Source organism: Limosilactobacillus agrestimuris, from assembly GCF_943193105.1.
In the GTDB taxonomy this organism is placed as follows: Bacteria; Bacillota; Bacilli; order Lactobacillales; family Lactobacillaceae; genus Limosilactobacillus; species Limosilactobacillus agrestimuris.
On the sequence record NZ_CALPCW010000011.1, the window covers coordinates 21137 to 46797 of the forward strand.

Sequence of the window (25661 nt, forward strand, 5' to 3'; positions counted from 1 at the left end):
GGAGAATTATAACACATGAAAGAGAAAAAATTGATTACTACCCGAAAATGGGTAAGTCAGTCGAAGACGACCAAACGATTGCCGTTAGTAATTTTTTCAGACGCTGCGTGCTTCAAAGAACTTTTGAAGTATCGGATTCCATCTGGTCTAATTTTCTACCAGCCCTCACTTAAAGACAACAAGTTCATCATTAACTTTGGTTTTGGTAATGGTACGTATTCTAAAGCTCAGGTAACAAAAGCAAGCGGTAGAGATCAAATCATTTTCACTTATGCAATGAGAAGTAATTTAAAACCTCCCAAAGCATTTCAAAAGTCAACCGCTATACCAGAAAAGAACATAAAGCTAGAGAAAGATAGGCTGATTGTTGATTTGGATGTAGATGGTGGTAATGGATCGACCCCCACAGTTAATCGATCATCGGTAAATCCTATTGATAATAAATCTTTATCAAAGCAAATTGTTAGTGAGTTGAACGATAAGTTCTCGTACCAGTTGGCTAGCGCCATTACTCAACAACTCACTCGTTCGGATAAGTTTATGAATCGAGTTGCTGAAACAGTTGGGTTTAAGTTGGCTTCAACCATTAGTACGCGAACCAATCGGTTAAGCGAATCGCTGAACTCTACTATTAAAGACCAGTCCGATAAGAGCGAGAAACGAATTACTCATAATGTTTATGACCTTTTTAAGGAAGCGGGGTGGCTTAAATGATTGGAAAAGTAACAGCAACTAAAGAACAGCAAGAAGCGTTTAAACGTGTGGAAGTAGCCAAACATCTTGCGGATTTGCTTTATGTTGGCTCAATTGATGACCAAGTTTTAATGTATCGCTTCTATAAGCATGATGTAGAACGATTTGAAGATGAATACCAAAAGGAAATGGAATGGGCTTGACGAATAACAAAAAAGAATTAGAAAAAGCAGAAAAGAAACACCTTGCCCCCGATGACAGCACACTTCATTTAGATGAAGTAGTCGTTGAAGACGGCAACTATTACAGTAAGGATGCCTATGATGCAATGGTTAAAGCAGATATGGAGGAAGACTGAGGATGAGTAACGAACCAACACCAATTCAAAACGAAGAAGAATTAAGTAAGCAACTATACCGGTTGCGGAAACTTAATGAGGAACAAACTCGTGAGGATGAACGTTACCAAAAGGAAATTGATGAATCAGAAGCTTGGTATCAGCCATCCAAGCAAGCGCGCAAAAACCGAATTGATGAAGTAGAAGCGTTAATTGATGACTTCTACATGCGCCAGTACGAAAAGAATCCATATTATCGATTTAAGTCTCGTAACGGTAGCGTGTCAAAACGAGAAAGCACCTCTTATGTGCACGATGATAAGAAGTTGCTTTCTACCGTCCCTGAAAAGTTCATTAAGAAGTCACTTAAATGGGGAGACTACAAGAAGACGCTTCAAACCACTGGCAACGGAACTGTTGTTGACGAGAACGGTGAAATTGTCGATGGCGTCACTGCTAAGCAAAATCTAAAAGTAATCGTTAAAACTACTGACGAAAACTGATTAGGAGAATGTGAATGAACGAAGAAAAAATTAAAGAAACATCTAATAAAGGTAAAGACAAGCAAAAGATATTTGCTGCACTTGCTAAGTTTCATGAGCACCTTAAGCAACCAACGAAAAATGGTAAGAACCCTTTTCTAAAGAATAATTATGTAACTCTTGAAGGGGTACAAAAGGCAATCGATGAGGCCTGTAAAGGAACGGGACTTACATACGTCCAACAGGTGTTTGATTATGGCAATTCTAACGATAAGGCGGTACAAACAATCATCCTGCATGACAGTGGGGAATCGTTAAAGAGTGGTCCGTTAACTTTAACGCCACAGAAAAAAGATCCCCAAGGATATGGCTCAGCTTTGACTTATGAAAAGCGTTATCAGTTAGCAGCTATGTTTGGAATTAGTTCTGAATTAGATGATGACGGGAATGAAGCGTCAAACGCTAACCGACGAAACATTAACCAGAGACAACAAAATTACAGAAATCAACCTCAACAACCAATGCCACCACGTCAACAAACTAAATCAACAGCATCAAGCGAATTTGAAAAATTAGTTAATAAGATTGCAGTTAACAGTGGCTCACCAGTAGCAAATGTAAGAGAAGCAATCGGTAAAACATTGAACGCTAATAAAGAGTATCAAAACATGAACGCAACAGATAAGCAGAAAAAAGCAATTAGCGTGGCTAAAAGCATGTTAGGAGGACAAACAAATGATTAATCGCGCAGTATTAACAGGACGAATTACTAAAGACCCCGAATTACGCTACACCCAAAGCGGTACAGCTGTTGTGCAATTTACTTTAGCAGTAGACCGTCAATTTAAGAATCAAAACGGTGAACGAGAAGCGGATTTTATCGACTGTGTTATTTGGCGTAAGTCAGCAGAAAACTTCGCCAACTTCACTCACAAGGGTTCCAAGATTGGTGTAGACGGGCGGATTCAAACTCGGAGTTACGAAAATCAGCAAGGCAACCGGGTGTTTGTCACAGAAATTATTGTTGATAGCTTTGCTCTATTAGATTCCCGTCAAGACAGTCAGCAAGGATATGCTCCTCAAAGTCAAAACAACCAAGCTCAGGGCAAATTTAATGGTAATCAAGGCAATTATCAGCAACAAGGAAATAACGGCTCACAGGGCTACCAGAGCCAAAATAACAATGGCTATCAGAACAACCAACAACAATATGATAATGGACAATCAGTCAATATTGATGATAGCGAATTACCGTTCTAATCAATGGAATCAGGTAAAGCTTATTGGCGGAATGATCGTTGGATAATCATTCCTGATAGACAACCAAATTTAGAACATATTGAAACATTAAACGGTGGACAGATTGATGGTGTACCAGTTGTTTATGACATGGAGGACAGAAGAAAAGCACGCCCTCGTCAACGTGCTCTTTTCTTCGCCTTGCTTGGTGATATTCATAACTGGTCTGGTGAACCAACCGAATGGCTGAAGGAGTATTTCTACACGAGATACACCATTAAAACGGCAGGTAATGAAATAAGCCTAGCTGATGATACGAAAAACACCGTCTCTGATGCAGTAAAGCTCATTGACGATGTGGTCGATTTTGTGTTCGAGTTTGGCGTTCCAGTCAAAGAAGGATACGTATTACTCCCTCGAAACGAAAACTACTTTCAATATGAATGCATTAAACATCGGCAATGTTTAGTGTGCGGTCAACATGCGGATATAGATCATATTGATGAATTAGGAGCTGGTCGCAATCGAACTCATATGGATCATACAAAATTTAGACTAGCGGCTCTGTGTCGTGTTCACCATTCCGAACGTCATAAAATCGGTACGCAAAAGTTCTGCCAAATCCACCATTTAACGAATATTGGAATCAAAGTTGATGCAGAAACACTTAAAAGAATAGGAGTACAAGGACATTATGGAAAGTCTGATTAACGACAAAGAACTGACTAACTATGTAGAAACACATAAAGAAGAAATAAAAGACTACATTGAAAAGAAAGCCAAGACAGTGATTAAACAAGAACTTACTTCTGCTTTCCGAACAGAAGATCCTTATTACGACCGTAAAGAAGGCTATGCAAGAAAAATAATCCGTGAAAAAGCAGAAAAACAAATTAAATTAGCCGTTGCTAAAATGGATTTTCCGATTGACGATGAAGCGCTCCAAGATAAACTGGAGAAATCCGTTAACCGTCAATTAAAGAAAGTTAAGGCAAAGGTAAGAGTTGAAATGTAAAAAATGAGGGGTACAAGAAATTTATGGAAAATGATACTTATTTAACAATCGTAACTAACCAAGTAAAGAACGTTTCGCGCGACACGAGCTTATTCTCTTACGATGAGCCTCATTACATGAAATACAAAGTTAATGGTGTATCAACACTTAATCAGCTACTTACCGTTAATGTAGCGGGTAAAACGTTTTTAGTATTGGACCGAGAAAAAGATTTATGGATTCCTTTGTCCAGCGTTTTAAAAGCTTATAGCGGTAGTAAATCAGCGGATGCTAAATATAAATGGTAGAAGATTAGGAGCACAAAACATATGGTGAGAATTAAACGCGATCGTTCAAATCATATAACAATTCTTGACCAAGAGTTGGTTCGTGATAGTCAGCTATCGTGGAAAGCTAGAGGAATATTTGCCTATCTCTGGTCTCAATCGGAAAACTGGGATTTCAATGAAGTTGAAGTGGCAAAGCATTCGACTGATGGCCGCGATGCTCTAAGAAGCGGTCTTAAGGAGCTTGAAGATGCCGGATATCTTGATAGAAAGCGTGAACGTGATAGCAAAGGTAGAGTTGGTTCTTCTAAATGGGTTTTGCATGAAAAACCTATGTGGAAAAACCGTACACAGGATAATTCTATGCAGGATATCGGCACACAAAGATCACATCAATATAAGATCACATCAAAAGAAGATCACATCAAGAGAAGTAATAGTCAGGCAAGGCCTGACGACCACTCCCAACTTCGCAGAGAAATTGTTGATTACCTTAACCAGAAACTTGGTACTAAGTACAAGCCTAATGCTTCCAAGAATAAGACGGTCATTAACGCTCGCTTGAATGAAGGATACAAGTTAGATGACTTTAAGCGAGTGATTGATAACAAGTATAGCGATTGGGCTAATGATGCCAAGATGGTTAAGTATTTACGCCCAGAGACCTTGTTTGGCTCTAAGTTTGATGGCTATTTGAACGAGAAATCGGGAAGGATTCCCGCTAAAAAGGAACGACATTACTGGTAAGGAGCGATTGCTATGTCACTTGAGAAAGCAGACTTTCATTTACCGTTAAGCATCTTCAAAGAGCATATTAATGTCAACGACCCTAGCCTAGCCGATAAATACGTTCAACGTAATAAAGATATGGAGGCTAAGTATAACCGAGATGCTGTTAAGAATCGCATCAAGCTGTACCGAGATAAATCACTCTGGGAAGGTGCACCACTGGAATTTGCAATTAGCGATTGGCAACCAGATAAGCGAAAAGATGTAGAGCAAGCAAAATCGTTAGGGAACAAAGCAGTGTTACTAGCTCGCCAAATGATTAATAAACCGTTCAACGTGTTAATGACTGGGGATGCTGGGGTTGGCAAAACATCATTAGCAATGATGATGGCGGGTATTCTCCAGAAGCACGATAAGACTGTAATGTTTGTTTCGGCAAATGAATTAAGAGACTTAAGTACTGACCAGTATGATTACCCAGAACTGAAGTTGAAACTGAAGGATCGGCTTAACTTTATCAACGATGCGGACGTGCTGATTCTTGATGACTTGGGAGCTGAAGCCGGAAACTTCGAGAATGGCAACCGGATTAGTCCTAGTTTTCAACGGTTGATTTATAGCATTGCTCGTTCTCGTTTTGAAGGAACTAGGGAAGACCAAAAGAGAGCGTTAAAAGAAGGACGAAAACTACCACACCCGGTAAGAAGCACGATTGTAACAACTAACAACGTTCAGGATGAACTAGATGCAATTTACGGTTCAAGAACAATTAGCCGATTAATTACTCTTAAACCGGAGCATCGACTTGCGTTCAACAACATGGAAGATATGCGTCAACAAAGCAATATTTGAGGTGAAAAATGCAAATAACATGTCCGGCTTGTGACGGTACAAAAATATATAACGATATGCCATGCATCGTTTGTGGCGGAACAGGCGTTCATAAAGTGAACGAAGCTGTTGTGCTAGCAATGATTCGTAATGGTGATATCAAAGTCAAAGGAGCGATGTGATGTATTACTATGCTCCATATGAAGCAGATAGGTTTGAAGGCCAAAAAGAACTGGTAAAGAAATACAATCTTGCAACTAAGAAAGATCAAAACGGAATTGGCTTTTACCTGAATGGCGAACGTGTTCCACTTGGTAGTTGGATTGTAACAAGGAAATTTGTAGATAAGAGCGAACCAGAGGTGTTTGATGATTACACCTTTCGGTTAGCTTTCAGGAAATTAGAGGTGGTGATGTGAATGGCAAAGCCTACTAAAGAACAAATTCGACAGTGGCGTGAACGAAATTTAAAGTGTGAATTATATTGTGATAATTTTGAAAACTTCAAACGCTACGACATCCCCAAAGGTCAGTTAATCATTGCGGACATACCGTATAACGTAGGAAAGGATGCATATGGTTCGAGCGTGGAATGGTATAGGAATGGTGATATTAAGAACGGTGAAAGCAATAAAGCTAATTCAACGTTTTTTAACCGTGACGAAGGGTTCAACGTGGTTAACTTCATGAAGTTTGGTCATCGGATGCTGAAAAAGGAACCCAAAGGCAATACTGGTCGTGGTAAGTCACAGTCACCAGCGATGATTGTCTTTCATGCTTATGAGCAAGCACACGCCCTTGAAGAAACAGCCAAGAAGGTTGGCTTCAAGCATTCGTACCCATTAGTTTTTGTGAAGAAGACAAGTTCACAGGTATTGAAAGCTAATATGCGAATTGTTGGTGCTTGCGAGTATGCAACAGTGTTTTACCGGGACAAGTTACCAAAGTTTAATAATGACGGTCAGATGATTAAAAACTGGTTTCCTTGGGAAGTGGATAATGCTTATCCAAAGATTCACCCAACTCAAAAACCAATTCCAGTTTTGAAGCGCCTGATTGAGATCTTCACTGATCCGGGTGATGTGGTAATTGATCCGTGTGTCGGTAGTGGTTCGACATTACGAGCAGCAGCCGAATTGAACCGTAACGCTTATGGCTTTGAGGTTGAACGCCAAATGTGTGAGAAAGCGAAGAAAGAAATGCTTTCAACCGGAGATATTGATTTATTAGCGATGGTGTAACTCAAATGACCTTAGAAGAAGCAAAGAAAGCAATGGAGAACGATAACCAAGTGATGCACAACAACAAGAAATGGTATATCTGGTACGTCAATAGCTTAAACAACACTTGTATGTTGAGCGATCACATGGTTGGGTATGTTGGCACAAAAATCAATGAGATAGACGTAAACATTAAAGATTTAAGTGAGGTATGAGAACGGTAAGGTTATTGAACTTTACGCACGGGAGGTCAGCGAAGATGAAGATTGATGAATTGGTAAGCTCGATTAATGGCCTAAAAGGCTTGAAAGCTAGTAAAGGAATAACAAAAGATATTATATATATTTATCCATCAACACGTAATAAGTATGGCTATTTTCTAGAACTTGATTTTGGTGCTGGCTCATGGGATGAGGTTGTTTTTGATTGGTGCTGCTTGGATGGCGTAAGGCCTAACACATTAGGCAAAGTCTTAGAGCTGGTAGATGAATTTCTTAGAACTCCAATCAAGGAGCGTTTTCTGGAAAAGAAGTACCGCCTTGCGTTATTACCAGATGATAGTGGTTACAAGAACTATTTATGTGTTAGCAATGGTCTCTGGAGACTTTCAACGCAAAAGTATAATGACTCGTTCTTTACTGAATCAGACATCGAAGAACTCAAAAAGTGCTACCCAGAGAAAGTAGATCTGATTGATGCGATGAAGGAACCGGTGGAGGACAACTAATGAATAATTTTAATTGGTCAAATAGATCATTGGAAAAACATTTTAATTTGTTTCAAGAATTAGCCAAACATGGTTGGCGAATTGAATTAGAACGAATTGATCAAATAGGTAATGGAACATGGTGGACTGATGAGGAAACAGGATTGCCAATTCCTAGTCAGCGTAATAATAGGTTTGGTGATATCCCTTTAGTAACCTGGTCAACGTATGTTTATCCACCTAAAACGGAGGATTGGATTGAGGAATTAAATGCTAGTTTTGATTCACCTATGGAAGCCTACGAATGGTTAGCACCACGATTGGAGAAGTATGTAAATGAAAATTAAAGTTTGGATTCAATCACCAGATAATGCATCTTTTAATGAATCTGACATCATGGAAGTTCCTGATAATATTTCTGATGATGAATTAGAAAAACAAGCACGACAAGTAGCATTTGACCATATTGATTGGGGATATGAAAGGGTGGATAACGATGAAAATCCTTGATGTATGTTGTGGCTCCCGTATGTTCTGGTACGACAAGCATGAAGAACATACAACCTACATGGATATTCGCAAGGTGGCATATACAGCAACGGATAGAGGAAAAGAACGAAAAATTGAAATTACACCTGATATTCAGGCTGACTGGAAACATATTCCCTTTGATGATTGTACTTTCGACTTGGTGGTCTTTGACCCGCCGCACTTAATTCGTGCAGGTAAGACCTCGTGGCTTGCTAAAAAATACGGAACCCTTGATTTAATGGGGTGGCCACATGAATTCCATGAGGCCTTTCAGGAAATCATGCGAGTGTTAAAGCCAACCGGAACTATGCTTTTTAAGTGGAATGAAGATCAAATACCAGTTAAGAAAGTTTTTGAAGCCTTTGGTCAGCAGCCAATTTTAGGTGATATGAGAAGCAAAACGAAATGGAGCGTGTTTATAAAAAATGAAACTAACTGAAAAGCAAAAGAATTGCCCGTATTGCCATGAAAAAGGTGCCGAACATCACATCAAGATGATTCAGGACATTCCAGGCTCCGGATTGGGGCTAATGCTTCGTAATGATGGTTGGCATATATGGACTTCTCTAAGGCTTACTTATGTTGCCTCTTTAAAGCCAATCAACTATTGTCCTGAATGCGGTCGTCCACTAAACGAGGAGGAGTAATGACAAACGGAGAATTTATTAATAAAGCAAAGCATGTTGTAGCTAAACACACTAACGAAAATGTTCTTAAGCCTGAGCAAGGATTAATTAGTGATAATGAAGTGTTCATTGTGTGGTATACGAAAGTACTACAGAACTATAAGGCTTTGTTAGCTACTCCAATTAAGGATGATCAGCATTATTACGAAGTTACGTATAACGGTGATAAGAAACAACTTTACTTAGATGTTTATGACAAGAAAGAAAATAAGTGCTTTGAGGTGGAATAAATGAACATTTACGAAGTAACGAGAAGTGAAGGATTACATTTTGGCAGTCATTTAGTAGTTGCTAAGAATGAAGAAAATGCAAAAAGATTAGTTGCAAATATGCTCAATACGACTCAGACCGCTATTTTATATAAATCTAGCGATTTTGTAGTCAACGGGCCAATTGATCCTAATAATTATCCAGAGGAAACGGTGATTATCTAATGCTACACACATATAGAAAGACAGCAACCATTCAAGCTGAACAGTTCGATGGGTCTGATGAAATGATAAGAAAATATGACATTCGTGATCACAGAATGGACGGTCTTACTTGGTTTGACCTTTTTACCGTTAAGGGAACTATGGAGATAGATAAAGGCGACTGGATTATTGGCAATGACGGCAAGTATTGGACTATTCCAGATGATATATTCCACCGTACTTACGAGAGGTGCGACTGATGAAAGTATTGCTAAACAGTTTATTAATGTCAGTTCTACTAACGGGAATATTTGCTCTAGTAGGTGACGGTTATGCGATGTATTGGGCTGGCGTTGAAATTAAATTTAAGGATAAAAAGTGGCGAGCGCTATTTAAGTCACTGCCGTTTATCACAATTGCTATTCTTACAGTTTTGTTAATGAGGTATGACAAATGAGCATATATGACCTACTAGCAATCGCGGCAATCGGGGCTGGAGTGGTTGGCTTTGTGCTGGGAGTAGTAACAACGATTAAGGTCGACGATACGCATGAGAGGGATAAGGAGGAATGATTGTTGGGAGTGAAGAACTATGCTTTGTATAAGGTAACAGAGCATGCAAAGGAAAGAATACAAAGCCGTTTTAACATCACTAAAAGCGAGTTAGACACTTGGATGACACGGTTATTATCTCAAAGCACGTATATTGAGACACAAGAAAACCATCGTGAAAAGTACCGCTTAAATGACGTTGTCCTGATTGTCGATACTAAGCAACGGGTTATAGTTACTGTTTACTCTGAGAATGAACATGACGATATAAACATCAGTAATCCGACAAATCCAGAAGTTAAATCTGCGATTAATAGCGCTCTTCGACTAATGATTAAGCAACGAAAGGTTAAGACGGCTAATAAAGCTTTGAAGAGCATAGAAAAGATGAACGTGGCTTGTCAGAAGATGACTAGCCCATATGCTAACTATCGGTTTACTGATAACGCTTGGGATGAACTAGTAAAAGCGTTTAAGGAAGTAAAACGGACGCTTGAATCAGGAATGACAGTAATTGAGGAGGCGCAACGAAAAATTGATGAAGGATAGAAGTACAAAACTAAATCAAAAAGAGTGCCCATACTGCCATTCCCCATTTAAGCATTGGGCAGCCGGTTATTGGGATGAAGCAGATTGGCAGATAACTAAATACCGTGATGATAACGGATTGCATTTTGAACTAATTGGGACAGGCTATCCGCCTGACTGCAATACAATTGCCAATTTCCCAACTCAGATAAGCTTTTGTCCGAAATGTGGAAGAAAACTTAGTTAGAAAGTGTGAGAGTGAATGAAAGGCGTTAGGTTTTATTTTGACGGTGGAATGAATCAATTTGTTTCTGGTGTATCCGTAAAAGAAATAATTAAGAAAGCAAACGATAGCGAAAAAGACAACTGGATAGTGTTTGATGATCAGATCGTTATAAATCTGAAAAAAGTTTATGAGTTTTATGAGGATGAATATGAAGAAGATAGCTAATTACATTCCTTTGATGTGTCTTACAGCCATTTTAATAGCAGAAATAGTAACAAAATCAAGCGGTGATATTATTGGTGCAACGTTAATAGCCGGAATGTTTGTTGTACTGTGGAGTTGATATTTTGTAATGCAAAGACGAGGAAAAAGCACTTATTTTAATCGTAAGCACGTCTACAAAGGTGAAAAATTCGACAGTGATGGTGAGTTAGAGTTCTACAAACGCTATTTAGAAAATTCTAGCTACCAGATTAAGCTACATCCAAACTATCGGGTCATTGACACCTTTGCGCTTGGTGGGTATAACGTTCGCTCAATTGGCTATAAACCAGATTTTGTAGTTCTTAATCATGACGGTTCAATTAAACACGTTTATGACTATAAAACTTCAATCAACTCTAACTATATACAAGGACCAGCAAAACTGCGGTTTAAGCTCTTTGAGAAGCGATACCACGTACCCGTGGAAATAGTAACTAACCTGACCCACTGTTTTAAGATGACAGTTATCGGATTAACTACAAGTTTCGACGTTTACCGAATGACAAACATTGATTATGACATTACAGACTATATAGGAATGTGAGGTGATACTGTGGAAATTCCACAAGCAATATTGCTGGCAACTGAATATGAACGATATCGAGAACGACCAACTGCCCCACACTCTAAATTTTTAGATGAGTATTTACGGAAATTTGGGCCACCAGATACCGATGCAATTTATAGAGAATTCCGAAACTCATTAAGAGAAGAAGATCGGGAGGTTCTTAGCCCCAATCCAGAAGATAGTGCAATTCGTTATTGGAAGAAACGTTTCTCACAAATGAAGGGTAATAAAACCACCAGATCAATTAACATCTGTCGACTAATGAGAATGCAAAATATTAGTTTGGATCGGATTATGCGGGTGACAGGGCAACAACATTATTTCTTTGAGAAACGGGGATTGTTAACTCGTCACAACATTAGTGAGAGTGATTATCTCGGTAAGGTTAAACAGTATATTGAACTGTATTTAAGCGAAGAACCAACAGAGAAACAAATGATTATTTTGAAAAGTAGTGGTGTAAGTTACGAGCACCTTAGATACTTATATAGATTAAGTTCAAAAGAGTTCTATGGGCGATTTGTACCGGTACTTAAAGCGTATAACAGCAGTAAAACACATTATACCCTTGGCAATGTTTTAGATAACATCAACGGTTATTTAGTTGCCACTGGTAGGAAGGAATGATTGAAATCTTAATTACAATGGCCGGAATAATTGGGGCGGGGAAATCTAGCCTGACCGAGATATTAGCCAAAGAACTAGGCTCAACACCATACTTTGAGCCTGTAAAGGATAACCCAGTATTGCCGTTATTCTACAAAGGAAACGAAATTGCAGCACGAAAACGTAAGGAAGGTAATAAGGATGCCACTAACCCATATGCTTTCTTACTCCAGATTTACTTTTTGAATAAGCGATTCGCAATGATAAAGAAGGCAATGCAGGACGATAACAATGTTCTTGACCGTTCAATTTATGAGGATGCAATCTTTATGAAGATGAATGCGGATGAGGGTAATGCAACACCAATTGAATGGAACGTTTACGAATCACTATTAGATAATATGATGGAAGAATTACCATATGCAGCGCACAAGAAGCGACCAGATTTGATGGTAATGATTGATGTTAGTTATCAAACGATGATTAATCGTATCAAGAAGCGGGGTAGAAAGTTTGAACAAGTTGAGGTTGACCCTTCGTTGGAACAGTACTACAAGAAACTTCTTCGATATTATGCAGATTGGCGTGATAACTACGATCAGTCAGATTTGTTGGTCGTTAACGGGGATAAGTACGACTTCATCGGTAATCGAGACGATAGGAATATTGTGTTAGATGACATTGAAGAACGGTTAGTTGAACTGGGGCATTTATCGACGGAAGAATATTTAAAAATTAAATCACGGAGGGAATAGCATGGTTGAGAAACGAGTAACCGAAATGCGTAAGATTCTTAAAGAAGAGGTTCCTGAGTGGTTGCTAGAGGTCAATATCAGTTATCGTGATTTGATTAAAGATAATTTTAGCGATGCAATAGTTGTGTCAGCAGAACAACGACGAGTGTTTACAAAATTATTGAGCCTGTCAAAGAATCTTAGTAAGTGTACTGATGCTCATCGTAAAGTCATTGAAGAGCGCTATTTGAAACAACAATCAGTTAAAACAATGATGCGTAAAATGATGATTAGCCATAGTCATTATTACAATATGGAAAATGAATCACTTCTAGAATTGGCCGAAAGGTTCTTATAATTGGACAAATAGTGGACACAAATTGGACAACGGTAGTAATAAAATAAGCCTAGTGACGTTATGAATCATTCGTTACTAGGCTTTTCAATTCAATTTTATAAAAGTCGATTCGTTCTTGAATCGGTCTTTTTGTTAGGAGGGCATATGAGTGCTTTTTTAGCAGGGCTATCTGTTGCCCTGATCGTTGCTAAGATGCTTGGATTTATTCATATTAGTTGGTTATTAGCTTTTACTCCAATGTTGATATATTTGGTAATTGAAGTAGTAGCTTTTCTGGTAGTCCTATTTTGGTACATTACAGGATTGTACCGTAAATAGGGAGGCGTGTAGATGTCTGATAAGAAACAAATGCGCACCTCAACTAAGCGAATGCTTGAAGATATTCTTCGCGATTACCCTGAACTACCAAAATACATAAAATTACGCGAAGAGGAATTACATCACCCAACACCTGATAAAGACGACAACATTGGTGGCGGACGAGCACTTAACAAGATTTCAAATCCAGTTGAACGACTGGTTTTGACAATTGATGACGATCGACGATTAAATTGGTTGAAACAAGAACAGATGGCAATTGATGACTGCTTGGATGAATCGGGAGAAATCACTACAGAAATTATTAACAAGCTTTACTTTCATAACTATAACAACGCAACTATTCGTACGTTAGTTAATGAAGGTGATGTTCCGGTATCTTACACCAAGGGTTACCAATTGTTGAACGACTTTTTATTTAAGTTAGCAAAGAAGTTAAACATTGATGTCTTATAAAGACGGACAAGGCGCGGAAACGCGAACCTAACAAAATAAAGGAGAATGATGATGGGAAAACAAAATAGTGATATTGCATGGTATAGCATCTTTGAGCCTAAGTGGTACGTAGATCAGATGAAAGGCTGGTCTACACGAAGTTACATGTTATTGCTAACTGGATTAGGAATCATTTTTGGAATGACAGTAGCTGGACCAATTAACGGTATTTCTATTCTTACATTACTGGCAGGAATGCTTGGCTTTACGTGTACGATTTCAATCACTAACGCTAAACCGTTAAATGGAGTGCTTGGATTAGTTTCAGCCCTGATTTACATTGCGGTTGCTATCCACGCTAAGAACTTTAATGACGTTCTACTACAAACGGTATACATCCTGACGCTGGATTTGCCGGTACTGTTAATGCCAAGTTGGGCCAAGGATGTTGATAAGAAGGTTCGTTTCTTACATGAACACGGAAAAGGACTTCGCAATTGGCTATTAACCATCGTTTTCTTCTGCGTTGTGTTAGCAATTCTTTATTATTCCGATACTCATTGGTTTATTAGTCCACGTCCATGGACAGATAGTATTGCCGCAACAATTGGAATTACTGGTTCACTGTTAACCACACTTCGTTTTAGCGAAAGTTACTATTGCTGGACCATTCAAGGAATTATGAGTGTAATTCTTTGGGGTATTACAGCTGCTCAAGGAGACACGAATTGGGTCCTCTTTGTGACATATATTTTATATCTAAGTAATGATATGATTGCATTCTTTGATAAGAAGATTTCATGGTTCCACCATGATAAGATTCACGCCTAAGCAAGCGTATAACTACTTTACCAATTCTAATAAACACATAGATTGGCGTGGAACAGAAGGCGAGTAATCGTAGGCTGTAGATGGGTTCAAATCCCATAATCCACATAAAAGATTAGCGTTAATTACTACGAGTTTTCCATTACATATAAAAAGTGTCATTCTGCTAATCTTAGGCACACCGAGTTGTAATCAACTGAAGAAGTTTACAACTAACTTCAGCGGCTTAGAAGTTGTAAATTTTCAGAACATTAATACCGTTACAGGAGTAGGCGGAAAACTACGACCGGGTGCGGAGATTAATTTATTCTGAATTATGTGAATGTTCATGGTGAAGCAACAGGTGACGTTGTAAAAGAGTGTGGCTTAACGTCGAAGCACCACCTGGTCGGGTTCGAGTCCCAACGTTCACATTGGAAGACAAAACTTATATGGAGGTGAATCTAGCACCTCATTCGTCTTATGTCTTCCAAATAGAAGCGTAAACAAATTACAAGGAGATGGACCTGACCCCTTTTCTTGATATTAACAGCGCTTCTATTCTAAGCTAACGTTCTCTGGTGAGAGCACAGGTGGAATTCCACTACGATTCAATGAATCCTGCGCATGAAGCTGGTTCGATTCCGGCTCTTAGCATTCAGGGAATATTTTCTCTGTAAGCCAACGTCCTCTGATGAGGGCATGGATGGTGTCTTTACCATAATTTAGCTAAATTAACCACGCACTATTCACGCATGAAGTGAGGTTTGATTCCGCCTCTTGGCTTTAATGGGATTCAACCCATTAATATATGCCAAAATCCACGGCGCTTCACTATTTATTGATGAGTGTTGTAATTGGTAATCGAGGAGAAAGTGCTAAGAACTCTCCATCAAAAGACGTAAGCTCTAAGGGCAATATCTCTTAACTTAGCAAAGGGAACAAACCTTTAACTTATCGGTTCACCGTCTGCGTTTCTGGGTGAATATTCTGAGACGTGCCTAATTATAGGCTACAGCTGAACTGAACAGCTCAATAAAATCAGGATTTTATAATGGCGTGACCTAGGCAGTTGATAACTGTAGGGGTGAGCGAACAAACTAAACACCTCGGATTTTGAATGCACGAATTAATAGTAGTGGAGTGAGATTCGGGGAAAAGGTGGCCTAGTTCATCGCGGGCAAAAGTGTACGACTTTGTATGGTTCCTGGCACGACCACCTCACCCAGGATATAAAAAAGACAGCTCCTTGGATAGGATGGCTACCTATCACTTATTTGTAGTCCCAACTAGCCTTAAATAGCGGATTTAAATAATAAGAATGTTTGGAGTCTCAATCGCGGTCTTCTCCAGATAATAAAAGACAGGTACAATATTCACTTATGCGGTAAGTACATAAGTGGGGTTAGCAACCAGGTACGGAAGACGATGAAAGGGTAGTATACACCCCTCAGCTAGTAAGTAGTCGTTCAACCGACCGATGTCGGGGTCTTGAAATGAGTCTCCCTCGACAAAGGTAAACACATTAGCTCAGTTTGGTAGAGCGCTTAGCAAAATGCTAAGAGGTCACAGGTTCAAATCCTGTATGTGTTATATAGCTTCGTCCGCAATGACGTTAAACTACGAATATTTTATTTTTACCTCAGCCTAGTCTGATTGACCGGGCTTTTATTTTGCTTGTAATATGTATCATGAGGTGAAAATAAAATGATACTTTTAGCAAGTAACTATACAAGCAGTCCTGTGTTTAGTGGCTTAATCGCGGCTGTTATTTCAGGGATAGTTGCGATAATAGGATATGTTATAACATCGGTTGTTCAATCAAAGAACGGCGAGGAGGCAATTAAAATGCAAAAGGAAATTGCTGAAATGCAAAAGAACCAAAAACTTTTCTATGAAAGTCAACTGCAATGGGCTAATGAAACGAGAAGATTAATTGCTAAATTCATTAGCGGTAATTTTCGGTTTAATATTATTGTTAAAAATATAGGAAGCATACGTAGTGAGCTTTCAAAGTCGGACTTAGATAATAGTAAATTAGGTGAATTGTCAGAAAAGATAAACGATAACGTACAAAAATTAAACGAACTTCTTTCTGAATTAACTGAAGAAGCTACAATGATTCGCCTTTATCTTTTTCACGAAGATAATATTTATGAAAAAAGAATCCTTGATGTAGTTAGTGAGTTAGCAAAGAATACAAACGAAAAAGATGGCGTTGATATTGAATTACTGCAAAAGCTTATTGAGACTACAAGAAAATATTTTAATCAACAAATGGAAGAGCTAAAAAACAAGTCAGCTTAACGGCTGGCTTTTTTATTTGGAGGAACACACATGAACCAAGAAGAATTCAATAAAGGTGTTATAGCACTAGCCAAGGCGTTTCACGACTTAGCGGTACAAGCAAGCCAAAAAAGAGAAGAACAAGAAGTTAAAGAAGCTCTTCAAAGCTCAATCGATAAAAGAAAAAAAGCGCGTGATGATTTTCATAAGTTTGTGAGGTCGTTGTAATGTTCCAGACTAAACGATTCGAGCAAACAAGAGTACATGATGCTATGCCGAGCCGATAGACATATGAAGCAAAAGAAAAAGCTGACAGGTCAACGCTTGCCAGCTTTTAATTTACGTAAAAATAAATAGAATTTATTCAAGATTATATTGTTTTCTCTATGTTAATAAGGTATAATAATAAGTGTAGATGAGATAAGGAGTCGCGACCTTATCAATAAGCTACAGCGTTCCGGAAGTGATTCCCTGAATCCGGAAAGGGGATGATACCGATGGAAACAAAGAAATCCCGGAAAGCGAGGGAACCCTGTTATCGCACTGGCAATCTGGTTATTGTCGGTAGCTGCGATTAACTTCGCTCAGGCTTACGCGATAATAAAAAAAGCTAATCGCAAGTAGCGACTAGCTGGTAAACTCAATTTCCGGAACGCAAGGAGTCAAGAGCTGGTACCTCTTGGCTCTTTGCATATACAGTATACCATATTAATGTTAGAAGGTCGATATTATGGTTAGTGAAGCACAGCAAAGAGCTAAGAAGAAATGGGACGATAAGAATAAGGATAAGAACCGTATTTATCGTTATCGGTCATATGCGCGAAAATTTGTAAGAGAGGTTGCCAATGAGGACGACCTCAAAGAACTGCGCAAAATGATTGATGAAAGATTAAATGACTAACTAAGGTGATAGCAATAGCTATCGTCTTTTTTGTAATTGGACAAATAGTGGACACAAATTGGACAAATAGTAACGTAAAATTAAATGCAGTTAATGGCAAAAGGGCGTTCCTATTACAGTGGACAATAATAATGAGCAATTTACGTCTCGCCATAATCTGTATAGACAAAAGAATGTTCCTATTTGATGCACAAACCCTAAATTTGTTAATTTACATTCTGTCTATTTTATAAGAGCGCCTTTAGCTAGGGCGCTTTTTTATTTTGCAAAGGAGAACAGAAAATGAATCTACAACTACAAGAAGCAATTGTTGATGAATTTAAAGCCGTTTTAATTAGTGATGATAAGAAGCGTAGTTCTGAAACCAACCTTGATATCTTACAAAAAGCATTACAACACGGTGTCTTGATTAATCCAGAATGTTTTATCGGTCAGGATGACCACAATCTTAAAAAACTTGTTGATTACATTATTGGTAAATGTGGCATTAACGCAAACAAGTTAAACTCAACCTTCTATAAGCGCTTCTCTGATGTTGAGAATCGAAGTGAATTACAACTACGGACAGAACAATTACTGCATTACATTAGTACCTACGACAATGGCTATGAGGGAACAAATGGTCAAATCTACGAGCCAGAGTTCTTACGTGATATTGACTTAGATGTTAAACATCAGCTTACTTATATTGATGCCATTACTAAGGAACAATTAGTTGAAAAAGTTAAAAACATGCTTACTAGTGGGATTGCCTTAAGTGAGTTGACGCAAGTTCGTTTACTGATGATGATTGAAGATTTGAAATTGAAAATCGACTACGTGGATCGGATTAGCAACCGAGAATTTATGTGTCGACTATGTAAGAAGTTGGGATTATTGCCACAAGACTTTGATGAATTTACCCGATACATGATTTACCTTGTTACTGGTAGCACTTTGTTAATTAAGTCAAAGACAACGTACAACCAATTAGCAATGGATGGCCTTAATTCTGTTGAACTTCAACATGCTTTTAACCAGTACGTTAATACCTTTGGAATCGAACAAGTAGCTAAGAATATTACTCGCTATCGAAAACTATATCTGCTAATTCGTAAGCATTTAATCAATAAAAAAGACCTTAATAAGGCTCTTAAGTTATCCAAGAAGCTATACGTACCGCGTAAGCAATCACCGCTAGAACATGTTATGGATGCAAACATTGAAGATATCGAACAAGCTGTTAAACATGCTCCAATCTATAAGCTAGTAAAGGTGTTTAATGCATCCGTTTGTAGCAAGAATGTAGGTGCTCGCTACTTTAAGATCCGTAACGGTAAAAGCTTTTTGAAAATTGAAAACAAGAGCAATAATGATGTTCGACTCACTAAAGGTAATGTGGTTGCAGAAATTATTCTAAAAGAAATCAAAGAACGCTTGGGCTCGTGGAGTAACAAAGTCTTCTATATTCCTGAAGGTATTGATTATGCTGTGCCAACCTCTGCTAAAGACTTTGTAGGTTCTTTGCCTTATATGAGTAAGTATCATTTTAAAGGAAAGAAGCTATCAATTGGAATTGCGTGGGAACAACAAGGTGATTTAGATTTGCATGCAATGACACTTGATGGTCGTCACGTTGGCTGGAATGGGTCTTTCTTAGATAGTGGAATTATGTTCTCCGGAGATATGACGAATCTAAACCGCTATGGATATGCTGCCGAGTTTTTTGAAATCAATCCAGCAATGTTAAGTGAGCCGTTAATCATCACTGCTAATCATTATTTCTCTATGGATGATGCTATTAAGTTTGACATCTTTTCAACAGGAGTACCGATTGATGCTGAACTAAAGCAAGGTGTTGCCACGCAAATTGATGCTGACTCAGTCTTATTACACGATAAGCTTGATAGCCACAAGGATCGTAGTAAGACGCTAGCTATTGTCATTCCAGCTAATGACGGTGGGTGCGATGTCGTTTATACGGCTGTTAGCTTCGGCAACGTACATGTTCCAGGGGTAAATAATACTACCAAACAGCTGATTAAAGTAATGAAGAACCAGGCAGAAAACACATTAATGCTACGGCAATTAATTAATTTACTAGGAGGTCACGTTATTAGTAATACAAACGAATTGTGTAAATTGCTGACTGGTAAGGATCGTTATAACACAGAAATCTCAACAAAAGGCAATATGTATACATACATTCATCTTGATTATAGTGCACCAGAGATTTTTAATTTGAGTCCCGATGAAGTAACTGCATCAACCTTTATTGATTTACTTAAAGAACCTGAGGAGGATTAAAACATGCTTGCGATGACATTTATCTATTTGCTTGGACCGTTCATTTGTTTCTTAATAAATATTCTTATTACTATAGGTAATAAGAAGGCCTTGCTAACAAACCTTTGTTTATTTGCTGTGTTTGCAGTTCTTACTTATGTAAAAACTTACTTCATGTTGCCTTCACGAAATCTATTAAGTGTTATGTGCGGATTTGGATTTTGGGGATTGGTATATGAAGTAATTGCGCTTGGCTTGTTTATAAATAGCGATGAAAAAGCAGGGCGGGTAGCTAAGATGCTCACAGGTGCATTTTTGATAATGTTACTAATTGGTTGGGCTGGAGAAATCCATTCAACAATGTCAGTTAAACCAGTCTGGAATTCTATTTCGAAAAAGTATAGTAAATCTACAGAAGCACCAACCTTTAAACGTAATGAAACTCCAGTAGCATTGGCGCCAAACACAGTATTAAATCGAGTACGTAAAGCAATGTCTGACATCCCCAACAGTCAGTATTTTGATACTCCTGATACAGTACAAGCACAGTACTATAAAGGAAAACCGGTATATATTATTCCGTTACAGTATGATGGCTTCTTTGCAATGAATCGGGCAAAAGAAATTCCGGGATATTTCATTGTAAGTGCTACTAATCAGAATGCAGAACCCAAGTTTGTTCATAAGCCATATAAGTACGCGCAAAGTGCTTATTTCAACCATGATGTTGATCGAAACATTTATCGTCACAATCCGGAATGGTTGACTATGAGTAATCCACAATTAGAAATTGACGACAATGGAACTCCATATTGGGTACAGACAGTTTATAAATCCGAACTCATGAGCCATCGTCCTAACTACAAGAAGTTACACGTGGTAGTGATGAACGCTCAAACTGGTAAGCAAAACACTTATTCTTTAAACAACTTACCTAAATTCGTTGATGAGGGGATTACGAGTGATGCTGCGTCATCTATGAACAAAGTATTTGGAAAATACAAGAATGGTTTCTGGAACTTTAGTCGAACGGGAGTAATTAAGCCAACTAATAATGGGCCAGAAGATGGTGTAACATCAATCTTTAATCGAGATGGTTCAATCAGTTACTTTACCGACTTTACTAATCCAAATAGTAAGGCAGATTCAGCTATGGGCTATTCAATGATTAATGCTCGTACAGGTAAACTTACTTACTACAGGGCGAACGGAATTATGGATAGCACGGGAGCAAAAGAAAATGCTAACCAAAATTACAAAGCTCAACAATGGAAAGCTAAGATGCCAGTTCTTTATAACATCAATGGTAGTCCAACGTGGGTAATGACAATCTTAGATAGTTCTCACGCAATTCGTGGCTACTATTACTTAGATGCTCAAGACCAATCGATTTTTGGTAGTGGTAATAACCCAACTAGTGCGTTAGATTCGTTCCGCCAAGCGTTAGTAAGTGATGGTGAGACTGCAAATAACACTCCAGGAGCTAAGAACAAGCAAGTTAGTGGGATGGTTGATCGTGTTGCAGTTATATCAAGCAAGAACAAAGTAATGTTCACGCTACAAGGAAGTAATATTGTTTATACAGTTGATACTAACGATTACAACAGCGCTAATTTATTACGACCTGGAGATAAATTGAGTTTCAAAGCTAGTGTAGTAAATAATCAAGCCGTTGGAAATGTTAAAGAATTCCATAACGACAGCTTAAAGTAGTTAATTTAATGAGAAAAATTGGATACAACATCGTACAATACTCATTAGACTTGATGCTTTAAATAATAAAAGTGTGAATGATGACATGAAGCTCACCACCTTTTAGTAGTCGTAAATCGCAACTTGTGGTGATAGGCTACATTAAGAAGGGAGTGTGAGCTTTTTGTTTAGAAATAATTTTGAGTAAAATAGAACTTGAACAAGTTACAAAATCTAATAAAATATAGAATGTTGAAAAGAAAATTTACGAGAAATGAGGCACATAATATGAAGTACCATGAAAATATAAATAAATTAATGGGGGGGGTAAAAGCCCGTCCCTGATTGTTAAAAAATTAACGTGGCTCCTGCCTCTGAAGAAGGTGGTGGCCTAAATGAATAACTATGATTACGAACTTCCTGAACAAGTAGAGTTCTACGATAAGTACTTGCCCCTCATCAACTCGTCATTGACAGCGGATGATGTACGTGTCAGATCAACAGATGGCTTAATCGGTGATTTGCTTTTAGAATTTAAACCTATAATTTCTGATCTAAATGCTGTACTTTTTCAAGCTATTAAGTATTTATCCAGATTTCGTATTAACGGGCAAGCCGTCCCTAATAATCTTCTTCTGATTTCTTATAATAATAAAACTGCTTATTATTACAAATCGAAACCTTACTTAGACTCTATTGAAAAAGTTTATACACGGTCAGCTAGTAAGCTAGTAAGCGGTAAATTTGTTGCGGGCGCACCAGTTAACGTTTGGCATTTTAATGATAGTCAATTGGATGAGGCTAATATGCTAAAATTAATGAAGGAAGCGTATAATCGTCAGCAGGATGGTAATCAAGAATGGCTTCCAGTTCATATTGATTCTGATGATGTAATTGGCTGGGCGTCGACATATTATCGTGAAAATAAATATGCTCGAAAAGCTGATTTTATCGGTGACGATACAATTATTGGTGAGATTCGGCAACCTCGAAAATTAAAAGGGCGAATTTTACCATATACAGGTACTGATAACGCAGCGTTTAAGTATATTATGGACAAGCTTAATGATTACGTTGAAAGAGCTGATTTAGGAGCGTTTTACACTCCATTACCATATGCTGAAAAATCCAATGAACTAGTTTATGAAGCTATTAGAAGATTTCAAAAATCAGGTAATAAGGATTATATAATTATTGATCGTTGTGCTGGAACGGGTAATCTTGAAAACAGCTTGAATGATAATGTCCCTAGTGATATATATGATAAAGACATTTTAAGCCATTGTATTATTAGTACATATGAATATTTTGAATATAAAGTACTGAAGCAACGATTAGGATCTAAAGTTCGTTACTTGATTCCACCAGCTGCTGAATTTACTGATGGGACAGTCCAAGGATCTGATGCTTTGAGTTATGGATTTGTCAACAATCCAATTATTGCAAGATATGTAGATGATCCTAATTGCACTATTATTGTTTATGAAAATCCACCGTTTGCTGAAACAAATTCTATTGAACATCAAAAGCGACGTAGTGGAAAAAATTCTTCAATATGGAAAAATAATTATGTTACTGTTCAAGCGAAGCAAGAATTAACTGGTGCTCGTTCCAATGACATGTCTAATGTATTTATTTGGTCTGCTTTTCATTATTATTTACGTCAATCAACCGATTCAGCGATTATTTTTTCACCCTTAAAATATTGGAAATTAGGTGAAGATTGGTTTAATTTTAGAGCCGATAAGGCCTTTGCGTTTAATCGTAAATATTTTCATGCAGTTAGACAGATGGTTAATAGTTGCGTGTTATGGCTCAATGAACCGGCAAAATCCGGTGAAAATGGTAAAGAAACTTTAATTCTCGTCCCGTATGAGATTAAAAACGCTGATGCTCCTAATTATGATACAGGGACTATTGAACCGATAAATCAAACTGTTACAGCTCGGCGCATCCATAATAGTTTTTCAAGTGCTTACTACGATGAGATTGATGATCCAAATGATATTATCCAGAAAAGGGAAAAACATTACCCTTTACATCCCAAAGCAATTTGGTCTGCGTTTGACGGCACTGAGGCTCGTGATAAGACTATATCTTCAAATGCAAAGTATAATGAGAACATTATAGGATATTTAAAAGCTGGTGGCTCTACTTTTGAAAATGACAGCTCTAATGCTCATTTAACACGTAATACCGAACATAATGCCCACGGATTCCATTTGCGTGACTCTAATTACTTGATTAAACTACCAATGTTTGCTGCTAATTGGTGGAAAGCATATCGTCCTGATTGGTGGGAAATAGGTGTATATTACCGATCCGGGGATGGCAAAGTCAAATTTGAAAGTGATGTAAAAAATGGAGAGCTTGAACGTTGGTTAAACGAGGTTCTATTTTATACATGCTTAGAAAACTATAATAAAATTAGATCATTGCACGGATCGGATGGTCGATGGTACTATAATGAGCTTTGCCTTGATAATAACAAAGGTAAAGTTTATGATCCATATGACAAATCAGAGCCAACTACTCTAGCAAGTGAACGTCTATCAAAATTTTTCCAAAAATTAGATCAAGAAGAAACTAAGATGTATGAGCTTTGGCTTAGAATATTAAATGAAGCTAAAAATACAGAAAAATATGATTCTAGATTAAATTATGGAATTTATCAAATAAAGGATGAATTGGACACATATCATAAAGTACCTACAAAAAATGGCAAAGATAGAAAAGTATGGGATTATTTGCAATTGCATAGCGATTTAACTACGATGCGTGGTCTGATTAAGACTTATTATCATACCCATATTATGCCAAATCTATTCAAATACAGTTTTATTAAATAAGTAACTCAAAAAGTTAATAAAACTTGAAAGGGTAATCCAAAGATGTATTAGTTTAGAAATATGTAAATTTTAGTAGAATAAACAATAAACATGCTTTTTAAATTAAAGAAAAGTCACTGAAAAAGAAGATTAAGAAACTGAAAAAAGTAATTCAGATCTTCTTTTTTAATGAAATTTCTATGTAGTTTAAAAAGCATGTTTTTAAATATCAACTTTTCCACGTGTAAAAACAATTTTTTACCTCAAAAATCGCCTTATTTATTCTCTTATCCGGTTTTAATATTCTACTATACTTAATACAATTCTATCAATCACTCAAAAACGTATGTAATAAATAAGCTACGACTAAAAATGCCCTACAATCATTAGATTTCTTGTCTAACAATTGTAGGGCACTTCAATTAAATCCATGTTCATGGTCAAAGTGAATTACAAACGATTACAGGTGTTATAGTTTGTTTAATCAAAATATGCTTGGAGGAATAAAACATGCAATTTGTAACAATATATAGCTACTTAGCTCCGTATCTAACAGCCATTATTGCATGGCTATTAGCGAATGTATCCAGTAAGAGGAAAGCCAAGAAAGCTTGGGACAACACCTTGCGGGAGTTAGAACTCACAAAAGATAATAATTATAAGGTTCAAGGGCGGGCCTATAAGCTACAATTTTTATTAAGAGAGTTTGAGAGAAGAAGTATTCCATATACTAAAGCGGCAAGTGATTGCAATGTGATTATTAATACCATTACAAAGTATGAAAATGGATCTGCATCTTCTCGGGAGATAATTTCTTCGTGTAATGTGTTGATAGATGAAATTCATCTAATAGTGGCTCACTTTGCTACTACCAGCGTATTAGTGAGAAATGTTGAACAACATAAAGAACAAGAGTTTTTAGATTATGTAAATTTGCTAGATCATTCTCTAAGCCATGAAGTTGAAACAATGGCTCATGATATAGCTTCGGCTGTTTCACGCGATCAAATGAATGAAATGCTTAAATTATACTCTAAGAAAAAGTTACAAGACTTTATGAAAACAATGGATCAAATGCAAGACTTTATGATGGAGATGATTCAATTAACTATGGATAAAATGGAATAAGCAGAATCTTTAATCAAG

The 25661-nt window shown here is 37.5% G+C and carries 37 protein-coding genes and 1 pseudogene; all 38 read left to right on the forward strand.

Going from position 1 to position 25661, the window contains the following annotated elements; translation table 11 throughout:
- Positions 1 to 15: 15 nt before the first annotated feature.
- The 38 genes and pseudogenes from NFR46_RS07315 (at position 16) to NFR46_RS07505 (ending at position 25643) form a co-directional block, all read left to right on the forward strand.
- Complete coding sequence (locus NFR46_RS07315) at positions 16 to 714, forward strand: hypothetical protein (RefSeq protein ID WP_251576063.1); 699 nt, start codon at positions 16 to 18, stop codon at positions 712 to 714.
- On the forward strand, positions 711 to 896 hold the full coding sequence (locus tag NFR46_RS07320) for a hypothetical protein (RefSeq protein ID WP_251576066.1): 186 nt from the start codon (positions 711 to 713) through the stop codon (positions 894 to 896). Before NFR46_RS07315 ends, NFR46_RS07320 begins: the two co-directional genes overlap by 4 nt.
- Positions 893 to 1051, forward strand: coding sequence for a hypothetical protein (locus tag NFR46_RS07325; RefSeq protein ID WP_251576068.1), 159 nt, complete (start codon positions 893 to 895; stop codon positions 1049 to 1051). Before NFR46_RS07320 ends, NFR46_RS07325 begins: the two co-directional genes overlap by 4 nt.
- Before the next feature lie 2 nt (positions 1052 to 1053).
- Complete coding sequence (locus NFR46_RS07330) at positions 1054 to 1533, forward strand: host-nuclease inhibitor Gam family protein (RefSeq protein ID WP_251576070.1); 480 nt, start codon at positions 1054 to 1056, stop codon at positions 1531 to 1533.
- Positions 1534 to 1547: 14 nt separating this feature from the next.
- Complete coding sequence (locus NFR46_RS07335) at positions 1548 to 2255, forward strand: ERF family protein (RefSeq protein WP_251576072.1); 708 nt, start codon at positions 1548 to 1550, stop codon at positions 2253 to 2255.
- Complete coding sequence (ssb, locus tag NFR46_RS07340; protein WP_251576074.1) at positions 2248 to 2772, forward strand: single-stranded DNA-binding protein; 525 nt, start codon at positions 2248 to 2250, stop codon at positions 2770 to 2772. Before NFR46_RS07335 ends, ssb begins: the two co-directional genes overlap by 8 nt.
- Before the next feature lie 3 nt (positions 2773 to 2775).
- The gene (locus NFR46_RS07345; RefSeq protein WP_251576076.1) at positions 2776 to 3462 is read left to right on the forward strand and encodes a putative HNHc nuclease; all 687 of its coding nucleotides are present in this window, start codon (positions 2776 to 2778) and stop codon (positions 3460 to 3462) included.
- The gene (locus NFR46_RS07350; RefSeq protein WP_251576079.1) at positions 3446 to 3766 is read left to right on the forward strand and encodes a hypothetical protein; all 321 of its coding nucleotides are present in this window, start codon (positions 3446 to 3448) and stop codon (positions 3764 to 3766) included. Before NFR46_RS07345 ends, NFR46_RS07350 begins: the two co-directional genes overlap by 17 nt.
- Before the next feature lie 23 nt (positions 3767 to 3789).
- Positions 3790 to 4053, forward strand: coding sequence for a hypothetical protein (locus NFR46_RS07355; RefSeq protein WP_251576081.1), 264 nt, complete (start codon positions 3790 to 3792; stop codon positions 4051 to 4053).
- Between the two features lie 21 nt (positions 4054 to 4074).
- Entirely contained in the window at positions 4075 to 4779 is a 705-nt protein-coding gene (locus NFR46_RS07360; RefSeq protein ID WP_251576083.1) for a conserved phage C-terminal domain-containing protein, read from the forward strand.
- A 12-nt stretch (positions 4780 to 4791) separates the two neighbouring features.
- Positions 4792 to 5613 (forward strand): ATP-binding protein, encoded by an 822-nt coding sequence (locus NFR46_RS07365; protein WP_251576085.1) that lies wholly within the window; start codon positions 4792 to 4794, stop codon positions 5611 to 5613.
- 160 nt (positions 5614 to 5773) lie between these two features.
- Entirely contained in the window at positions 5774 to 6010 is a 237-nt protein-coding gene (locus NFR46_RS07370) for a hypothetical protein (RefSeq protein ID WP_251576087.1), read from the forward strand.
- Positions 6011 to 6832, forward strand: a complete 822-nt coding sequence (locus NFR46_RS07375) for a DNA-methyltransferase (RefSeq protein ID WP_251576089.1) — start codon at positions 6011 to 6013, stop codon at positions 6830 to 6832.
- A 5-nt stretch (positions 6833 to 6837) separates the two neighbouring features.
- Complete coding sequence (locus NFR46_RS07380; protein ID WP_251576091.1) at positions 6838 to 7026, forward strand: hypothetical protein; 189 nt, start codon at positions 6838 to 6840, stop codon at positions 7024 to 7026.
- A 44-nt stretch (positions 7027 to 7070) separates the two neighbouring features.
- Positions 7071 to 7538, forward strand: coding sequence for a hypothetical protein (locus NFR46_RS07385; protein ID WP_251576093.1), 468 nt, complete (start codon positions 7071 to 7073; stop codon positions 7536 to 7538).
- Entirely contained in the window at positions 7538 to 7864 is a 327-nt protein-coding gene (locus NFR46_RS07390; RefSeq protein ID WP_251576095.1) for a hypothetical protein, read from the forward strand. Before NFR46_RS07385 ends, NFR46_RS07390 begins: the two co-directional genes overlap by 1 nt.
- A complete protein-coding gene (locus tag NFR46_RS07395; RefSeq protein ID WP_251576097.1) occupies positions 7854 to 8027 on the forward strand; it encodes a hypothetical protein in 174 nt (57 codons plus the stop codon). The genes NFR46_RS07390 and NFR46_RS07395 overlap by 11 nt, the downstream gene beginning before the upstream one ends.
- Positions 8014 to 8487, forward strand: coding sequence for a class I SAM-dependent methyltransferase (locus NFR46_RS07400; protein ID WP_251576099.1), 474 nt, complete (start codon positions 8014 to 8016; stop codon positions 8485 to 8487). The genes NFR46_RS07395 and NFR46_RS07400 overlap by 14 nt, the downstream gene beginning before the upstream one ends.
- Positions 8474 to 8695: a hypothetical protein gene (locus tag NFR46_RS07405; RefSeq protein ID WP_251576100.1), complete on the forward strand. Its 222-nt coding sequence runs from the start codon at positions 8474 to 8476 to the stop codon at positions 8693 to 8695. Before NFR46_RS07400 ends, NFR46_RS07405 begins: the two co-directional genes overlap by 14 nt.
- Positions 8695 to 8964 carry a DUF6275 family protein gene (locus tag NFR46_RS07410; RefSeq protein WP_251576101.1) on the forward strand — a complete coding sequence of 90 codons (270 nt, stop codon included), beginning with the start codon at positions 8695 to 8697 and terminating at the stop codon, positions 8962 to 8964. Before NFR46_RS07405 ends, NFR46_RS07410 begins: the two co-directional genes overlap by 1 nt.
- Positions 8965 to 9168 (forward strand): hypothetical protein, encoded by a 204-nt coding sequence (locus NFR46_RS07415; protein WP_251576102.1) that lies wholly within the window; start codon positions 8965 to 8967, stop codon positions 9166 to 9168.
- Between the two features lie 561 nt (positions 9169 to 9729).
- On the forward strand, positions 9730 to 10248 hold the full coding sequence (locus NFR46_RS07425) for a hypothetical protein (protein WP_251576171.1): 519 nt from the start codon (positions 9730 to 9732) through the stop codon (positions 10246 to 10248).
- A 241-nt stretch (positions 10249 to 10489) separates the two neighbouring features.
- Complete coding sequence (locus NFR46_RS07430; protein ID WP_251576104.1) at positions 10490 to 10678, forward strand: hypothetical protein; 189 nt, start codon at positions 10490 to 10492, stop codon at positions 10676 to 10678.
- Between the two features lie 127 nt (positions 10679 to 10805).
- Entirely contained in the window at positions 10806 to 11261 is a 456-nt protein-coding gene (locus tag NFR46_RS07435) for a DUF1064 domain-containing protein (protein WP_251576106.1), read from the forward strand.
- A gap of 9 nt (positions 11262 to 11270) precedes the next feature.
- On the forward strand, positions 11271 to 11912 hold the full coding sequence (locus NFR46_RS07440) for a hypothetical protein (protein ID WP_251576108.1): 642 nt from the start codon (positions 11271 to 11273) through the stop codon (positions 11910 to 11912).
- Positions 11909 to 12646, forward strand: a complete 738-nt coding sequence (locus tag NFR46_RS07445; protein WP_251576110.1) for a deoxynucleoside kinase — start codon at positions 11909 to 11911, stop codon at positions 12644 to 12646. Before NFR46_RS07440 ends, NFR46_RS07445 begins: the two co-directional genes overlap by 4 nt.
- Before the next feature lies 1 nt (position 12647).
- Positions 12648 to 12983 (forward strand): hypothetical protein, encoded by a 336-nt coding sequence (locus NFR46_RS07450; RefSeq protein ID WP_251576112.1) that lies wholly within the window; start codon positions 12648 to 12650, stop codon positions 12981 to 12983.
- Between the two features lie 144 nt (positions 12984 to 13127).
- Entirely contained in the window at positions 13128 to 13301 is a 174-nt protein-coding gene (locus NFR46_RS07455) for a hypothetical protein (protein ID WP_251576114.1), read from the forward strand.
- A 12-nt stretch (positions 13302 to 13313) separates the two neighbouring features.
- The gene (locus NFR46_RS07460) at positions 13314 to 13757 is read left to right on the forward strand and encodes a transcriptional regulator (RefSeq protein ID WP_251576116.1); all 444 of its coding nucleotides are present in this window, start codon (positions 13314 to 13316) and stop codon (positions 13755 to 13757) included.
- A 48-nt stretch (positions 13758 to 13805) separates the two neighbouring features.
- The gene (gene pnuC, locus NFR46_RS07465; RefSeq protein ID WP_420908595.1) at positions 13806 to 14567 is read left to right on the forward strand and encodes a nicotinamide riboside transporter PnuC; all 762 of its coding nucleotides are present in this window, start codon (positions 13806 to 13808) and stop codon (positions 14565 to 14567) included.
- Positions 14568 to 16062: 1495 nt separating this feature from the next.
- Positions 16063 to 16136: pseudogene (locus NFR46_RS07470) on the forward strand.
- A gap of 114 nt (positions 16137 to 16250) precedes the next feature.
- Positions 16251 to 16850: a hypothetical protein gene (locus NFR46_RS07475; RefSeq protein WP_251576120.1), complete on the forward strand. Its 600-nt coding sequence runs from the start codon at positions 16251 to 16253 to the stop codon at positions 16848 to 16850.
- Positions 16851 to 16880: 30 nt separating this feature from the next.
- Positions 16881 to 17057 carry a hypothetical protein gene (locus NFR46_RS07480; protein WP_251576122.1) on the forward strand — a complete coding sequence of 59 codons (177 nt, stop codon included), beginning with the start codon at positions 16881 to 16883 and terminating at the stop codon, positions 17055 to 17057.
- Positions 17058 to 17559: 502 nt separating this feature from the next.
- On the forward strand, positions 17560 to 17730 hold the full coding sequence (locus tag NFR46_RS07485) for a hypothetical protein (protein ID WP_251576124.1): 171 nt from the start codon (positions 17560 to 17562) through the stop codon (positions 17728 to 17730).
- A gap of 282 nt (positions 17731 to 18012) precedes the next feature.
- Positions 18013 to 20016 (forward strand): hypothetical protein, encoded by a 2004-nt coding sequence (locus tag NFR46_RS07490; RefSeq protein ID WP_251576125.1) that lies wholly within the window; start codon positions 18013 to 18015, stop codon positions 20014 to 20016.
- A 3-nt stretch (positions 20017 to 20019) separates the two neighbouring features.
- On the forward strand, positions 20020 to 21708 hold the full coding sequence (locus NFR46_RS07495) for a hypothetical protein (RefSeq protein WP_251576127.1): 1689 nt from the start codon (positions 20020 to 20022) through the stop codon (positions 21706 to 21708).
- 374 nt (positions 21709 to 22082) lie between these two features.
- On the forward strand, positions 22083 to 24536 hold the full coding sequence (locus NFR46_RS07500) for a hypothetical protein (RefSeq protein ID WP_251576129.1): 2454 nt from the start codon (positions 22083 to 22085) through the stop codon (positions 24534 to 24536).
- Between the two features lie 489 nt (positions 24537 to 25025).
- Positions 25026 to 25643, forward strand: a complete 618-nt coding sequence (locus NFR46_RS07505) for a hypothetical protein (protein ID WP_251576131.1) — start codon at positions 25026 to 25028, stop codon at positions 25641 to 25643.
- Positions 25644 to 25661 lie beyond the last annotated feature (18 nt).

What these genes read in the sequence shown, in the direction of transcription:
- NFR46_RS07480 (WP_251576122.1), top strand. Translation starts at nt 16,881, where the DNA reads ATGAACCAAGAAGAATTCAATAAAGGTGTTATAGCACTAGCCAAGGCG.
- NFR46_RS07320 (WP_251576066.1), top strand. Translation starts at nt 711, where the DNA reads ATGATTGGAAAAGTAACAGCAACTAAAGAACAGCAAGAAGCGTTTAAA.
- NFR46_RS07380 (WP_251576091.1), top strand. Translation starts at nt 6,838, where the DNA reads ATGACCTTAGAAGAAGCAAAGAAAGCAATGGAGAACGATAACCAAGTG.
- NFR46_RS07315 (WP_251576063.1), top strand. Translation starts at nt 16, where the DNA reads ATGAAAGAGAAAAAATTGATTACTACCCGAAAATGGGTAAGTCAGTCG.
- NFR46_RS07385 (WP_251576093.1), top strand. Translation starts at nt 7,071, where the DNA reads ATGAAGATTGATGAATTGGTAAGCTCGATTAATGGCCTAAAAGGCTTG.
- NFR46_RS07335 (WP_251576072.1), top strand. Translation starts at nt 1,548, where the DNA reads ATGAACGAAGAAAAAATTAAAGAAACATCTAATAAAGGTAAAGACAAG.
- NFR46_RS07370 (WP_251576087.1), top strand. Translation starts at nt 5,774, where the DNA reads ATGTATTACTATGCTCCATATGAAGCAGATAGGTTTGAAGGCCAAAAA.
- NFR46_RS07365 (WP_251576085.1), top strand. Translation starts at nt 4,792, where the DNA reads ATGTCACTTGAGAAAGCAGACTTTCATTTACCGTTAAGCATCTTCAAA.
- NFR46_RS07400 (WP_251576099.1), top strand. Translation starts at nt 8,014, where the DNA reads ATGAAAATCCTTGATGTATGTTGTGGCTCCCGTATGTTCTGGTACGAC.
- NFR46_RS07490 (WP_251576125.1), top strand. Translation starts at nt 18,013, where the DNA reads ATGAATCTACAACTACAAGAAGCAATTGTTGATGAATTTAAAGCCGTT.
- pnuC (WP_420908595.1), top strand. Translation starts at nt 13,806, where the DNA reads ATGATGGGAAAACAAAATAGTGATATTGCATGGTATAGCATCTTTGAG.
- NFR46_RS07430 (WP_251576104.1), top strand. Translation starts at nt 10,490, where the DNA reads ATGAAAGGCGTTAGGTTTTATTTTGACGGTGGAATGAATCAATTTGTT.
- NFR46_RS07415 (WP_251576102.1), top strand. Translation starts at nt 8,965, where the DNA reads ATGAACATTTACGAAGTAACGAGAAGTGAAGGATTACATTTTGGCAGT.
- NFR46_RS07330 (WP_251576070.1), top strand. Translation starts at nt 1,054, where the DNA reads ATGAGTAACGAACCAACACCAATTCAAAACGAAGAAGAATTAAGTAAG.
- NFR46_RS07445 (WP_251576110.1), top strand. Translation starts at nt 11,909, where the DNA reads ATGATTGAAATCTTAATTACAATGGCCGGAATAATTGGGGCGGGGAAA.
- NFR46_RS07375 (WP_251576089.1), top strand. Translation starts at nt 6,011, where the DNA reads ATGGCAAAGCCTACTAAAGAACAAATTCGACAGTGGCGTGAACGAAAT.
- ssb (WP_251576074.1), top strand. Translation starts at nt 2,248, where the DNA reads ATGATTAATCGCGCAGTATTAACAGGACGAATTACTAAAGACCCCGAA.
- NFR46_RS07350 (WP_251576079.1), top strand. Translation starts at nt 3,446, where the DNA reads ATGGAAAGTCTGATTAACGACAAAGAACTGACTAACTATGTAGAAACA.
- NFR46_RS07345 (WP_251576076.1), top strand. Translation starts at nt 2,776, where the DNA reads ATGGAATCAGGTAAAGCTTATTGGCGGAATGATCGTTGGATAATCATT.
- NFR46_RS07410 (WP_251576101.1), top strand. Translation starts at nt 8,695, where the DNA reads ATGACAAACGGAGAATTTATTAATAAAGCAAAGCATGTTGTAGCTAAA.
- NFR46_RS07455 (WP_251576114.1), top strand. Translation starts at nt 13,128, where the DNA reads ATGAGTGCTTTTTTAGCAGGGCTATCTGTTGCCCTGATCGTTGCTAAG.
- NFR46_RS07435 (WP_251576106.1), top strand. Translation starts at nt 10,806, where the DNA reads ATGCAAAGACGAGGAAAAAGCACTTATTTTAATCGTAAGCACGTCTAC.
- NFR46_RS07450 (WP_251576112.1), top strand. Translation starts at nt 12,648, where the DNA reads ATGGTTGAGAAACGAGTAACCGAAATGCGTAAGATTCTTAAAGAAGAG.
- NFR46_RS07360 (WP_251576083.1), top strand. Translation starts at nt 4,075, where the DNA reads ATGGTGAGAATTAAACGCGATCGTTCAAATCATATAACAATTCTTGAC.
- NFR46_RS07485 (WP_251576124.1), top strand. Translation starts at nt 17,560, where the DNA reads ATGGTTAGTGAAGCACAGCAAAGAGCTAAGAAGAAATGGGACGATAAG.
- NFR46_RS07355 (WP_251576081.1), top strand. Translation starts at nt 3,790, where the DNA reads ATGGAAAATGATACTTATTTAACAATCGTAACTAACCAAGTAAAGAAC.
- NFR46_RS07505 (WP_251576131.1), top strand. Translation starts at nt 25,026, where the DNA reads ATGCAATTTGTAACAATATATAGCTACTTAGCTCCGTATCTAACAGCC.
- NFR46_RS07395 (WP_251576097.1), top strand. Translation starts at nt 7,854, where the DNA reads ATGAAAATTAAAGTTTGGATTCAATCACCAGATAATGCATCTTTTAAT.
- NFR46_RS07495 (WP_251576127.1), top strand. Translation starts at nt 20,020, where the DNA reads ATGCTTGCGATGACATTTATCTATTTGCTTGGACCGTTCATTTGTTTC.
- NFR46_RS07475 (WP_251576120.1), top strand. Translation starts at nt 16,251, where the DNA reads ATGATACTTTTAGCAAGTAACTATACAAGCAGTCCTGTGTTTAGTGGC.
- NFR46_RS07460 (WP_251576116.1), top strand. Translation starts at nt 13,314, where the DNA reads ATGTCTGATAAGAAACAAATGCGCACCTCAACTAAGCGAATGCTTGAA.
- NFR46_RS07405 (WP_251576100.1), top strand. Translation starts at nt 8,474, where the DNA reads ATGAAACTAACTGAAAAGCAAAAGAATTGCCCGTATTGCCATGAAAAA.
- NFR46_RS07390 (WP_251576095.1), top strand. Translation starts at nt 7,538, where the DNA reads ATGAATAATTTTAATTGGTCAAATAGATCATTGGAAAAACATTTTAAT.
- NFR46_RS07500 (WP_251576129.1), top strand. Translation starts at nt 22,083, where the DNA reads ATGAATAACTATGATTACGAACTTCCTGAACAAGTAGAGTTCTACGAT.